The following is a 12,183-nucleotide window of genomic DNA, read 5'->3' on the forward strand; positions in this document are numbered from 1 at the left end:
CGCCTCCCGTCAGGAGCCGGCGCCCGGCCGATCCACGAGTTCCACCTGGTCCACGGCGTTGCACCAGCGGCACCGCACCGACTCGATGGTCTCATCGACCACCTCGCGCTCCTCGACCTTCGGCTCGCCCGCGAGGTCGAGGTGCACGTACTCGACGACCTTCGACGAGCGCGTCACGTCGAACCGCGTGAGGTTGCCGCAGAGCGTGCAGCGCCACCGCGTCGTGGCGGTCGGCAGGGGAACCGTCATCGTGACTTTCCGCTTCCTTCTAGTGTGGTGCTTCCGTCGTGCTGCCTGTGTCCGGGTCGGGCCGGAGGCTCCCCCGTTCACATGGCTCGTAACCCTACGGCCTGGCGGGTACTCGACGCCCGTCCGTCCGCGGGGCCCGTGCGGCGGATCCCGTCGCAGACGCGGGGTGCGGCACACCCTCCCGCACCGGCCGACTCCGTCCTCCGCCGCGCAGCCGGACGCACCATACCCCGCTCACCTGCGCCGATGAGGCGCCGTCTCGCCCCTTCGACCCGACCCGCCCGACGGGCCCCGGCGGCGAGGCGGTCCGTGCCGATGCGTCCCGTTACGACATGCTCTGTGTTCGTGATCAGTGACTGGAGCGGGACCGTCCGCAGAGCCCTCCGCAGACCCTCGGCGCCGGTGACCTACGGAGTGATCGCCCTGTGCTGTCTGATCTTCGTGATCGGGCCGGCGTCGGGGCTCGATCCGGCGTACGGATCCGGTGACGAGCTACTGGCGGCGCAGCGGTCCTACTTCCGGCGCTGGGGCGTCGTGCCCGCCGAGCTCTTCGAGGGCTCGGCGCCCGGCGCCCTGACTCCGGCCACGGCGCTCTTCGTCCACGGCAGCTGGGTGCACCTGCTGGGCAACATGCTCTTCCTCTACGTCTTCGGGGCGATGACCGAGGACCGGATGGGCCGCGTCGAGTTCACGCTCTTCTACCTCGGCTGCGGCTACCTGGCCCTGCTGGGCTACGCCGCCGCCAACGCCGAGTCGTCGCAGTCCCTGGTCGGCGCTTCGGGGGCGATCTCCGCGGTCCTCGGCGCGTTTCTGTATCTGTTTCCCCGGGCGCGGGTGACCAGTCTCCTGCCGTTCCTGTTCTTCCTGCCGTTGCGCTTCCCGGCGTGGGTCGTGCTGCCGTTCTGGGCGGCCCTGCAGTGGGTGGCGGCGGGGCAGGCCGCCCAGGGGCCCGGGGTGGCGTACCTGGCGCACCTGGTGGGCTTCGGCCTGGGGCTCGTCTACGCCTGGGCCCGGTTCGGCCGCAGGACCACCCGGGTGGCGCCCGACTCCGGCGCGGGATGAGACGCGGACACCCGAAGAGGGGACATGCGAAGAGGGGGCACGCGAAGAGGGGGCACGCGAAGAGGGGAGCGTCGCCGCTCCCCTCTTACGTCTTTCACGTCCGACGCTTACGTCTCGCGCGTCTGCGGATGCCTCCGAGCGGGGTCAGAGCCCCATCGACTTGGCGACGATGGTGCGCATGATCTCGCTGGTCCCGCCGAAGATCCGGCCGGCCCTGTTGTCGGCGTACAGCCGGGTGATCGGGTGGTCCATGGTGAAGCCGAGACCGCCGTGCAGCTGAAGGCACTTGTCGAGCACCCCGGTCGCCGCCTCCGTGCAGTACAGCTTGGTCGCGGCCGCCTCCTCCGCGGTCAGCTCCCCGGCGTCGAACGCCTCCAGGGCCTGGTCGACGACCGCCTGCAGCGCGTTCACCGTGACCTTGCAGTCGGCGAGCACGAACTTGGTGTTCTGGAAGGCGGCGACGGGCTTGCCGAAGGCGGTGCGCTCGCGGACGAAGGCGGTGGCGAGCCGGACGGCCGCGGCGGCGTGGGCGTACGCGCCGACGGCGATGCCCAGCCGCTCCTGCGGGAAGATGCCGGCCAGACAGGCGAAGGCGTCGCCCGGCCCGCCCACCACGTCGCCGAGGGGGACGCGCACGTCCGTGAAGGTCATCCCGACGATGTCGGACGAGCGCAGGCCGAGCGTGGCCGGCTCCGAGTCGACCGTCACGCCCGGGGCGCGGGTGTCCACGGCGAGCAGGGACATGCCGCCGCGCCGGTCGGTCCCGTCGGCCGCGGTGCGGCAGGCGACGAGCACCAGATCGGCCTGGGCGCCCCCGGACACATAGGCCTTGCTGCCGTTGAGCACGTAGTGCGTGCCGTCCTCGGACAGTTCGGCCGCCGTCCGGATGCCGGCCACGTCGGAGCCGGCCTCCGGCTCCGTGATCGCGATGGCCGTCATCAGCTCGCCCGTGACGAACCCCGGCAGCCAGCGCCGCTTCTGCTCGTCGGTGGTGTAGTCCACCAGGGCGGCTATGCGGCGACTGCGCGAGACGCTGCGCGGATCGCTGACGGATCTGGCCCGCTGACGGATCCGGCCCGCTGACGGATCCGGCCCGCCGGCGGCGGCCGGGCGGGGGCGCCTCTCCCTTTGGTGAGCCACCCCTCACGTCATAGAGTGAAGCCCGCCCAGCTCCGGCCCCCCGAGGGAGAGAACCAGCCGTGATCACCGCGATCGTCCTCATCAAGACCAGCGTGGACCGGATCCCCGAGATCGCCGAGCGGATCGCCTCGCTGGATTCCGTGAGCGAGGTCTTCTCCGTCACCGGGACCTACGACCTGATCGCCATGGTGCGGGTGAAGCAGCACGAGGACCTGGCGGACGTCATCCCGGGCAGCATCAGCAAGATCCCCGGGGTGGAGGCGACGGACACGCACGTCGCCTTCCGCACCTACTCGCAGCACGACCTGGAGGCGGCGTTCGCGATCGGCCTGGACTCCTAGGTCGTGTCCGCAAAGTAGCGCCGGCTGCCCGGAGGGCAGGGCTCGCGGCGTCCGGTGCGTGCGATCGCAAGGCGGAGGGTCGCCCTCGTACCGGGTGTACGTGGGCGATCCCGACAACGCGGCGAGCGGGCGTGCCGGGCGTCGCGAGCCAGGCGGGACTTTGCGGACACGACCTAGGGCCTGGACTCCCAGGGCCTGGTCGTCAGCGCACCGCCTCCGGCGGAGCGAGCGCTCAGACCGCCGGGACGCAGCGGCCGTCTTCCGTGCGGTACTGCCAGCGCGCGCCGTCGGCCACCAGTTCCCGCACCGCGTTGACGAACCGCTCCACGTGCTCGTCGGGGGTGCCGGCGCCGAAGCTCACCCGGATCGCGTTGAGGGACTTCTCGCCGGGGGCCGCCTCGGGGGCGCCGCACTCGCCCTGGCTCTGCGGGTCGCTGCCGAGCAGGGTGCGCAGCAGCGGGTGGGCGCAGAAGAGGCCGTCGCGGACGCCGATGCCGTACTCGGCGGAGAGGGCGGCGGCGAAGTGGGAGCTGTTCCAGCCCTCGACGACGAAGGAGATCACGCCGACCCGCGGGGCGTCGTCGCCGAAGAGGGAGAGGATCCGGACCTCCGGCAGCTCGGCCAGCCCCGTCCGCACCTTCTCGATCAGGTACTGCTCGCGGGCCACCAGCGTGTCGAAGCCCGCCTCCGTCAGCGCCTTGCAGGCCGAGGCGATGGAGTAGGCGCCGATCACGTTCGGGGAACCGGCCTCGTGACGGGCGGCGCTCTCGTGCCACTGCACGTCCACTCCCCCGTCCTCGCGCCGGGCGACCTTGCGGCTGGCGCCGCCGCCCGCGAGGTACGGGTCGGCCGCGAGAAGCCAGTCGGCGCGGCCGGCCAGGACGCCGGAGCCGAAGGGCGCGTACAGCTTGTGGCCGGAGAAGGCGACCCAGTCGACGTCGAGGTCCCGCACCGACACCGGGTGGTGCGGGGCCAGCTGGGCGGCGTCCAGGACGATGCGGGCGCCGTGGGCGTGGGCCGCCGCCGCGAGCTCACGGACGGGCCACAGCTCGCCGGTGACGTTCGAGGCGCCGGTGACGCACACCAGGGCCGGGCCGTGCTCCCCTTCATGGGACACCGTCCGGTCGGCGAGGGCGCGCTCCAGGGTCTCGACGGCCTGGCGCGGGGTGCGCGGGGCGTCGAGGTAAGTGACGCGGTCGTCCTGCCAGGGCAGCAGCGAGGCGTGGTGCTCGGTCTCGAAGACGAAGACCTGGCAGTCGGCCGGGAGCGCCCGCGCCAGCAGGTTGAGGGAGTCCGTCGTGGACCGGGTGAAGATCAGCTGGTCGTCGGCGCGGCAGTCGAGGAACTCGGCGACCGTCCTGCGGGCGTTCTCGAAGAGGTCCGTGGAGAGCTGGGAGAGGTAGCCGGCGCCGCGGTGGACGCTGCCGTAGTACGGGGCGTAGGCCGCCACGTCGTCCCAGACGCGCTGGAGGGCCGGGGCGCTGGCCGCGTAGTCGAGCGCCGCGTAGGCGACCTCGCCGCCGGTGACGAGCGGGACGGTGACATCCCGGCCGAGAACGGGCAGAGCGCCCGGAAGGCCGGTGCGAAGGGTCTGGGCGGCGGCAGCGGTGGAGACGGACATGGCGAACTCCCGTGAGAGGCAAGGGGGAACCGCCGTGCGAGCGGGTACGGCTCAAGCACGGAGGAAGGTGAAAGGGGGATGCGGAGGCGGGGCTCTACGCCCTATCGCATTCGCTTGCTCACGGAAGACTCCCTCGTACGACCCAGGACCCCTGGGCTGTGCTCGCTCGAAGGAGCGTGAGGGGCCCGCGCTTGCCGTAGACCTCATTGCCTACGGCCTGGTCTTCACCCGGGGCACCCCGCCACGGAAGGAGGGTTGCCGGACAGTCGGCCGGGGCCTCATGACTGTCACTCATGACCTGGTACAAGAACGTACGTGACGTGATCGCGGTCCCGCAACCCGTGTCCGGATCGCGGGACCGCGTCACCGACGGCTACGCGTTGCTGGCGGCCACCCAGCGCTCCAGGGACCGCTTGGCGGCACCGGAGTCGATCGACTCGGCCGCCCGGTCCATGCCGGCCCGGATCTGCTCGGCCAGCGGCCCGGCGCCCGGGTCGAGGGCGACCAGCGCCGCCGCCGAGTTCAGCAGCACGGCGTCCCGCACCGGGCCCCTCTCACCCTCCAGGAGGCGGCGGGCCACCTCCGCGTTGTACGAGGGGTCCCCGCCCCGCAGCGCCTCCACCGGGACCAGGTCGAGGCCGACGTCCCGCGGGTCGAAGGTCTCCTCGGAGACCTTGCCGTCGCGTACGACCCACACATGGGACGTGGCCGTCGTGGTCAGCTCGTCCAGGCCGTCGTCGCCCCGGAAGACCAGCGAGGAGTTGCCGCGCTCGGCGAAGACGCCCGCGACGACCGGCGCCATGCGCGGGTCCGCCACCCCGACCGCCTGGCTGCGCACCTGCGCGGGGTTGGTCAGCGGGCCGAGCACGTTGAACACCGTGCGGATGCCCAACTGGCCGCGGGCCGCGCCCACATGACGCAGCGCCGGATGGAACTTGATCGCGAAGCAGAAGGTGATGCCGGCCTCCTGGGCCACCTGCGCCACCCGCGCCGGGGTCAGCTCCAGATTGACGCCGAGCTTCTCCAGGACGTCCGAGGCGCCGGACGCGGAGGACGCGGCCCGGTTGCCGTGCTTGACCACCGTGGCGCCCGCGCCGGCCACGACGATCGCCGACATCGTGGAGATGTTGACCGTCTTCGCGCCGTCGCCGCCCGTGCCGACGATGTCGACGGTCCGGCCCGGGACCTCGATCAGGTTGGCGTGCTCGTACATCGCCCGCACGAGCCCGTTGATCTCCTCGACGGTCTCGCCCTTGGCCCGCAGCGCCACCACGAACCCGGCGATCTGCGCGTCGGTCGCCTCACCGCGCATGATCCGGTCCAGCGCCCAGAACGTGGCGTCGGCGCCCTGGTCCTGGCCGTACAGCAGGCCGTTCAGCACCTCGGGCCAGGAACGGCCCGCCGCGGTGTCGCCTCCAGCGGGGGTCACAGCGCTCATAGCCGCTCCTGTGTGTCGTCGTGCGTCGCGTGGGTCGTCCGGACCCATGTGAACCCCACCCTATCCAGCCCGTGGGCGCGGCAAAGGGCCCCGTCCGAAGACCGGACGGGGCCCTTTGCAGGTGGCGTGGCGACGCCTGGGATCAGTGGTGGCCGTGGCCGCTCGTGATCTCCTTGTACTCCTCGACAGTCGGCTTCGGGATCTGCTGGTCCTCGCCGAAGTACGCGTTGCTGATCTTGGCGCGGAGCTTCTCCGAGCCCTTCACCTTGCGCTCGACGCCGTTCTCGTCGACGGTCGCGCCGATCGCGGCCGGCGCGTACTGCTCGTGCGCGGTGAGGGTGTGCAGCTGCTCCTGGCTGAGCGGCTCGTGGATCTCGATGAACTCACCGTGCGGCAGCCGCTTGATGGTGCCGGTCTCGCGACCGTGCAGCACCTTGTCGTGGTCGCGACGCTGCAGACCGAGGCAGATCCGCTTGGTGAGGATGTACGCGATGACCGGTCCGACGAAGAAGAAGATCCGGACGAACCAGGTGATCGAGTTGATCGACAGGTGGAAGTGGGTGGCCCACAGGTCGTTGCCACCGCCGACCAGCGTGATCATGTACATCGTGACCCAGGCGACGCCCAGCGCCGTACGGGTCGGCGCGTTGCGCGGGCGGTCCAGGATGTGGTGCTCGCGCTTGTCGCCGGTGATCCAGGACTCGATGAACGGGTAGGCCGCCATCGCGCCGAGGACCACGCCGAAGAGGACCAGCGGGATGAAGACGCCCAGGACGAGCGTGTGACCCCAGAGGTTGATCTCCCAGCCCGGCATGAACCGGATCAGACCCTCGGCGAAGCCCATGTACCAGTCGGGCTGGGCGCCGGTCGACACCTGGTCCGGACGGTAGGGGCCCATGGCCCAGATCGGGTTGATCTGCGCGATCGCCGCGATGGCCGCGATGACGCCGAAGACCAGGAAGAAGAAGCCTCCGGCCTTGGCCATGTACACCGGCAGCAGCGGCATGCCGACGACGTTCTTGTTGCTCTTGCCGGGGCCCGCGAACTGCGTGTGCTTGTGGTAGAAGACCAGGATCAGGTGGCCGACCACCAGGCCGAGCATGATGCCCGGCAGCAGCAGGATGTGGATCGAGTAGAACCGCGCCACGAAGTCGTGGCCCGGGAACTCCCCGCCGAACAGGAACATCGAGATGTACGTGCCGACGATCGGCATCGACAGGATGGCGCCCTGGGTGAAGCGGACACCGGTGCCGGAGAGCAGGTCGTCCGGGAGCGAGTAACCGGTGAAGCCGGTGAACATGCCCAGGACGAACAGCAGGAAGCCGAACAGCCAGTTGATCTCACGCGGCTTGCGGAACGCACCCGTGAAGAACACGCGCATCATGTGCACGAACATGCCGGCGAGGAAGATCAGCGCCGCCCAGTGGTGGATCTGCCGGATGAGCAGACCGCCGCGCACGTCGAAGGAGATGTGCAGGGTCGAGCTGAACGCCTCGGACATCAGCTGTCCCTGGAGCGGGACGTAACTGCCGTGGTACTCCACCTCGTTCATCGACGGGTGGAAGAACAGCGTCAGATACACACCCGTCAGGATGATGATGATGAAGCTGTACAGGCACACTTCGCCCAACATGAACGACCAGTGGTCGGGGAAGATCTTGCGCATGTTGGCCTTGGCCAGGGAGTAGATCCCGAGCCGGCCGTCGGCCCAGTCGGCGACGCGCTCGCCGGCCGGGGCCTTCCCGCGTGCGCGGGTCTCGGTGGTCTCTGTGGTGCTCATCCGCGCTCCCAGAAAGCAGGACCGACGGGCTCTTCGAAGTCGCCGAGCGCCTCGAGGTAGCCCTCGTCGTTCACACCGATGCGCAGCTGCGGCAGGGCGTGACCGGCGGGGCCGAAGATCACTCGGGCACCGTCGGAGAGGTCGAAGGTGGACTGGTGGCAGGGGCACAGCACGTGGTGCGTCTGCTGCTCGTACAGGGAGATCGGGCAACCCACGTGGGTGCAGATCTTCGAGTACGCCACGATGCCCTCGTGCGACCACTCGAGCTCGCGCTTGTCCTTGATGTTGTCCGGCTGCAGCCGGACGATCATCAGGGCCGCCTTGGCGATCTCGTTCTGGAAATCCTCGTCGTGCTCCTCCAGGCCCTCGGGCTTGGCGAAGGTGAGCGAACCGACGGCGACGTCCGAGGGACGCAGCGGCTCGTTCGTGTTCATGTTGACGAGCAGCTTGCCCTTGGCCCACAGCGTGTGCCGCAGCTTGTCCTCGGGCAGCGGGCCGAGGTCGCGCAGCAGCACGACACCGGAGAGCGGCACCAGGGCGACCGCTCCGAACAGCGTGTTGCGGATCAGCTTGCGACGGCCGAGCGCGGACTCCTTGGCGCCCTGCTTGAAGTCCGCGTGGACCTTCGCGCGGACCTCGGGGTCGGCCGCGATCGCGTGCCGCTCGTCGGCGACCTCCACGTCCGACATCAGGGTGCGGGCCCAGTGGACCGCGCCGGCGCCGATGGTGAACAGCGCCGTGCCCAGCGTCAGACCCAGCGCGAAGTTCAGCGCGCTGAGGTGACCGATCGGGAACACGAAGATCGACTTGTCGGCCGGGATCGTCACGTACGAGGCGATGAAGCCGACCGTGGCGAGCATCGACAGCGTGAACAGGAAGGCGACGGCACGCTCGGACCGCTTGGCGGCCCGCTCGTCGATGTCCTGGACGCGGTGCTCGTGGGGCGGCAGGCCGGGGTCGGCGAACGGGTTCTTCTCGTCCGCGACGCCTACCGCCGTACCGTGCGCGTGGCCCTGCTCAGCGGGCAGGTTCTCTTCTGGAATGTCTTGGCTACTCATGACTTCTTGGCCTTTGCGGTCCGAGCGGCGACCCAGACGGCGACCGCGATCAGGGCGCCGAGACCGAAGATCCAGGCGAACAGGCCCTCACTGACCGGCCCGAGGCCGCCCAGCTCCAGACCACCGGGGTTGTTCGTCTCGTCGCTGTTGACCGCGTGCAGGTACGCGATGATGTCCTTCTTGTTCTGCTCCGACAGGGTGGTGTCGGGGAAGGAGGGCATGTTCTGCGGGCCGGTCTGCATGGCCTCGTAGATGTGCTTCGGGTCCACGTCCTCAAGGGTCGGAGCGAACTTGCCCTTGGTGAGGGCGCCGCCCTTGCCGGTGAAGTTGTGGCACTGCGCGCAGTTGGTGCGGAACAGCTCGCCGCCCTTGGCGATGTCCGCGCCCTCCGGGCCGTACTCGGCCTCGGTCGGGACGGACGGGCCGGCGCCGAGGGAGGAGATGAACGCGGCGAGCTGGTCGATCTCGGCCTGCGTGTAGATGACCTTCTTCTTCGGCACCTGGGCGCCCTGGGAGGTCGCCGCCGGCATGCGGCCGGTGCCGACCTGGAAGTCGACGGCCGCGGCGCCCACGCCGACCAGGCTCGGACCGTCGGAGCTGCCCTGACCGCCGGTGCCGTGGCAGCTGGCGCAGCCTACGGCGAAGAGCTTCTTGCCCTCGTCGATGGCGAGGGACTGGGCGGTGTCGTCTGCCTGCGCCTTGCTCGCGGGCGCGAGCGCGGCGTACAGCCACCCTGTGCATGCCAGCGCGAGGACTAGGACGACGAGCGCCGCCAGCGGATGGCGTCGTCGTGCGGAGAGCTTTTTCACGGATTACCCCGGTGTCAGGATCTTCTGCGTCGATGCTTGCGGAGGTGCGGGAGAGCGGGCCCGGCTACTTGATCATGTAGATCGTGGCGAAGAGGCCGATCCAGACGACATCGACGAAGTGCCAGTAGTAGGACACGACGATGGCCGCTGTCGCCTGCTCGTGGGTGAACCTCTTGGCCGCGTAGGTGCGCCCGAGAACGAACAGGAAGGCGATGAGGCCGCCCGTCACGTGCATGCCGTGGAAGCCGGTGGTCAGGTAGAACACCGAGCCGTACGGGTCGGAGGAGAGCGAGAGCCCGTCCTTCTTCACCAGCTCCGTGTACTCGAAGATCTGCCCGCCGATGAAGATCGCACCCATGATGAAGGTGACGATGAACCACATCCGGAGCTTCTTCACGTCACCGCGCTCGGCGGCGAAGACGCCGAGCTGGCAGGTGAGCGAGGAGAGCACCAGGATCGTGGTGTTGGTGGCCGAGAACGGGAAGTTCAGGGACTCGGCCATTTCCTTCCAGTGATCAGGACCCGTCACCGATCGCAGGGTGAAGTACATCGCGAAGAGGGCCGCGAAGAACATCAGCTCGGAGCTCAGCCAGATGATGGTTCCGACGCTGGTGAGGTTCGGCCGATTGACCGACGGGTGCGCGTGCCCGGTTTCTACTGTCGTTGCTGTCGCCACGACCGACATTATGTCGGTCCCTTATCCCGCCCTCACTCCGGGGGGTGCCGTTCGGAGCGATCGCACCGTGTGTACTGCCCGTATGGCCCATCGAAGTCGCGTTCCAAGCGGTGTTGACGAGGTGTGCAAGGGGGTAGCATCCGCGGCATCGGTTCTGTCCGTACGACGCTTACGACGCTGATGTCACGGAGGAAGCATGCAGGCGACCGCCACGGTGCTGGTCTACAGCGACGACTCCAACACCCGCGAGCAGGTACGGCTCGCGACCGGGCGCCGGCCCGCTCCGGACGCCCCTGTGGTGGAGTTCGTGGAGTGTGCGACGCCGGCCGCGGCCGTCAGGGAACTGGACAAGGGCGGGATCGACGTCTGCGTCTTCGACGGCGAGGCCGTGCCGATGGGCGGCATGGGGTTGTGCCGGCAGGTCAAGGACGAGGTGTTCCAGTGCCCGCCGGTGCTGGTGCTGATCGGGCGGCCGCAGGATGCGTGGCTGGCCACGTGGAGCCGGGCTGACGCGGCTGTGACGCACCCTGTGGAGCCTGTGGAGTTCGCTGCGGCTCTTGCTTCCCTGTTGCGGACCAAGAGGCTCCAGCAGAGCGCGTAGCGCCCGAGGGGCGGGGGCGTCGGGTTGCACGGCGTCGCCCCTCGCCCCTGACGGCCTACACCGTCGCCGGGCTGAGGCGTGCTGTCTGCTGGGCTGTTTCCTGCTTGGCGCCTGTCAGAGCGCTGCCCTTGGCCCACTTGGCCCAGTCCAGGTTCCAGTCGCCGAAACCGTTGCCGAAGGTCTCCATGGTGTCGCCGTCGCTGTTGACCACCTGGACGACGTCGCCGGCGCGGACGTTGTTGAAGAACCACGCGGCGTTCGACGTGCTCATGCCGGTGCAGCCGTGGCTGACGTTCGCGTACCCCTGGGAGCCCACGGACCAGGGGGCCGCGTGCACGTACTCGCCGCTCCAGGTGACGCGGGTGGCGTAGTAGACGGGCAGGTCGTAGGAGTCCGAGGAACCCGCGGAGATGCCCACGGTGGTGCTGCGCATCCGTACGTAGTACTCCTTGCCGAGCACGACCTTGACGCCGTTGCGGGTCTCGAAGCCGGGCTTTCCGGTGGTGACGGGGATCTGGTTGATCTCCTCGTCGTTCTTGAAGACCGTCATGGAGTGCGCCGCCGCGTCCGTCACGGCGATGACCCGGTCGCCGATCGTGAGCCTGAGGTCCTTCGTGGGGCCGCCCCACAGACGGTCGCCGATCTTGATGCCGTCCAGGTTGCTGTGGGCGCGGATGACGGCGTGGGCGGGCCAGTAGTCCTTGGGGCGGTAGTGGAGTTCCTTGTCGTCCACCCAGTGCCAGCCGCCCGGCACGGCGGGCGTGGAGTCGACCTTGAGGGCCCGTTCGACGACGGCCCGCTGGGCGGGGTCCTTGACGGGCTGGTCCAGCTTGGCGGTGACGGGCTGGCCGACGCCGTACTCGCCCGCGTCGGGGCCGAAGGCGACCGTCAGGCGCTTCTTCGCGGTGGGCTTGCCGGTCTCGAAGGTGAGCATCCGGCGGCCGGGGGCGCCGTCGTCGTCCTCGGTGCTCACCCGGACCGTGTAGCGGACGCCTGCGGCCAGCGGCTCGGTGCTGTGCCAGCGGCTGCCGTCGGCGGAGAGTTCGCCCGCGACGTAGCGGCCTCGGCCGTCCACGGCGGTGACGTCCGTGATGCGGTCGTCGTCCTCGGCGGTGACCTCCAGGGGCTTGTCCGGATCTGCCTTCTTCGCGTCGTCCTCGAGGCCGTTGAAGGAGATCTGGTCCGTCGCGTCGTAGGGGCGCGCGGAGAGGGGGTCGCCGTCCGAGCCGCAGGCGCTTGCGACCGCGCCCAGGGCGATCACCAGCAGGGTGCAGCCGACGACGGTGCGGGGGCGGGGTTGGTGGCTCATGACTTCACGCTAGGGAGCCGCGTCAACCGCGGCGCGCTGAGTGACACGGACGGAGGACGCCCGGTACGCCAAAAGCGTGAGCCCGGACCCTCCTGACGG

The 12,183-nt window shown here is 69.7% G+C and carries 12 protein-coding genes and 1 riboswitch; of the genes, 3 read left to right on the forward strand and 9 right to left on the reverse strand.

Annotation, left to right across the window (positions count from 1 at the left end):
* Window positions 1-9: 9 nt before the first annotated feature.
* Window positions 10-249 (reverse strand): hypothetical protein, encoded by a 240-nt coding sequence (locus ACIBAF_RS00945; protein WP_319671884.1) that lies wholly within the window; start codon window positions 247-249, stop codon window positions 10-12.
* Between the two features lie 315 nt (window positions 250-564).
* On the opposite strand from ACIBAF_RS00945, the gene ACIBAF_RS00950 reads away from it, so the two are divergent.
* Window positions 565-1,311: a rhomboid family intramembrane serine protease gene (locus ACIBAF_RS00950; protein WP_399460958.1), complete on the forward strand. Its 747-nt coding sequence runs from the start codon at window positions 565-567 to the stop codon at window positions 1,309-1,311.
* 144 nt (window positions 1,312-1,455) lie between these two features.
* Here the strand turns inward: ACIBAF_RS00950 and ACIBAF_RS00955 are convergent, their stop codons facing one another.
* Window positions 1,456-2,313 carry an acyl-CoA dehydrogenase family protein gene (locus tag ACIBAF_RS00955; RefSeq protein ID WP_399460959.1) on the reverse strand — a complete coding sequence of 286 codons (858 nt, stop codon included), beginning with the start codon at window positions 2,311-2,313 and terminating at the stop codon, window positions 1,456-1,458.
* Between the two features lie 197 nt (window positions 2,314-2,510).
* On the opposite strand from ACIBAF_RS00955, the gene ACIBAF_RS00960 reads away from it, so the two are divergent.
* Window positions 2,511-2,792 (forward strand): Lrp/AsnC family transcriptional regulator, encoded by a 282-nt coding sequence (locus tag ACIBAF_RS00960; RefSeq protein WP_079662851.1) that lies wholly within the window; start codon window positions 2,511-2,513, stop codon window positions 2,790-2,792.
* 232 nt (window positions 2,793-3,024) lie between these two features.
* Here ACIBAF_RS00960 and ACIBAF_RS00965 read toward each other — a convergent pair whose 3' ends face one another.
* From ACIBAF_RS00965 to ACIBAF_RS00990, 6 genes are all read right to left on the reverse strand, one after another.
* Window positions 3,025-4,413: an aminotransferase class V-fold PLP-dependent enzyme gene (locus tag ACIBAF_RS00965; protein ID WP_399460960.1), complete on the reverse strand. Its 1,389-nt coding sequence runs from the start codon at window positions 4,411-4,413 to the stop codon at window positions 3,025-3,027.
* Between the two features lie 182 nt (window positions 4,414-4,595).
* A riboswitch (SAM riboswitch) is annotated at window positions 4,596-4,712 on the reverse strand.
* A gap of 74 nt (window positions 4,713-4,786) precedes the next feature.
* Complete coding sequence (gene trpD / locus ACIBAF_RS00970; protein ID WP_399460961.1) at window positions 4,787-5,851, reverse strand: anthranilate phosphoribosyltransferase; 1,065 nt, start codon at window positions 5,849-5,851, stop codon at window positions 4,787-4,789.
* A 142-nt stretch (window positions 5,852-5,993) separates the two neighbouring features.
* Window positions 5,994-7,631, reverse strand: coding sequence for a cytochrome bc complex cytochrome b subunit (locus tag ACIBAF_RS00975; protein ID WP_399460962.1), 1,638 nt, complete (start codon window positions 7,629-7,631; stop codon window positions 5,994-5,996).
* Window positions 7,628-8,689: a Rieske 2Fe-2S domain-containing protein gene (locus tag ACIBAF_RS00980; RefSeq protein WP_399460964.1), complete on the reverse strand. Its 1,062-nt coding sequence runs from the start codon at window positions 8,687-8,689 to the stop codon at window positions 7,628-7,630. Before ACIBAF_RS00980 ends, ACIBAF_RS00975 begins: the two co-directional genes overlap by 4 nt.
* A complete protein-coding gene (locus ACIBAF_RS00985; RefSeq protein ID WP_399460965.1) occupies window positions 8,686-9,498 on the reverse strand; it encodes a c-type cytochrome in 813 nt (270 codons plus the stop codon). Before ACIBAF_RS00985 ends, ACIBAF_RS00980 begins: the two co-directional genes overlap by 4 nt.
* Before the next feature lie 64 nt (window positions 9,499-9,562).
* Window positions 9,563-10,183, reverse strand: coding sequence for a heme-copper oxidase subunit III (locus ACIBAF_RS00990; RefSeq protein ID WP_327314500.1), 621 nt, complete (start codon window positions 10,181-10,183; stop codon window positions 9,563-9,565).
* A 187-nt stretch (window positions 10,184-10,370) separates the two neighbouring features.
* Here ACIBAF_RS00990 and ACIBAF_RS00995 point away from each other — a divergent pair, with 187 nt between their 5' ends.
* Entirely contained in the window at window positions 10,371-10,775 is a 405-nt protein-coding gene (locus ACIBAF_RS00995; protein WP_399460966.1) for a hypothetical protein, read from the forward strand.
* Between the two features lie 55 nt (window positions 10,776-10,830).
* Here the strand turns inward: ACIBAF_RS00995 and ACIBAF_RS01000 are convergent, their stop codons facing one another.
* Complete coding sequence (locus ACIBAF_RS01000) at window positions 10,831-12,084, reverse strand: Ig-like domain-containing protein (protein ID WP_399460967.1); 1,254 nt, start codon at window positions 12,082-12,084, stop codon at window positions 10,831-10,833.
* Window positions 12,085-12,183 lie beyond the last annotated feature (99 nt).

Origin of the sequence: Streptomyces sp. NPDC051677, assembly GCF_044453465.1 — a bacterium.
GTDB lineage: Bacteria > Actinomycetota > Actinomycetes > Streptomycetales > Streptomycetaceae > Streptomyces.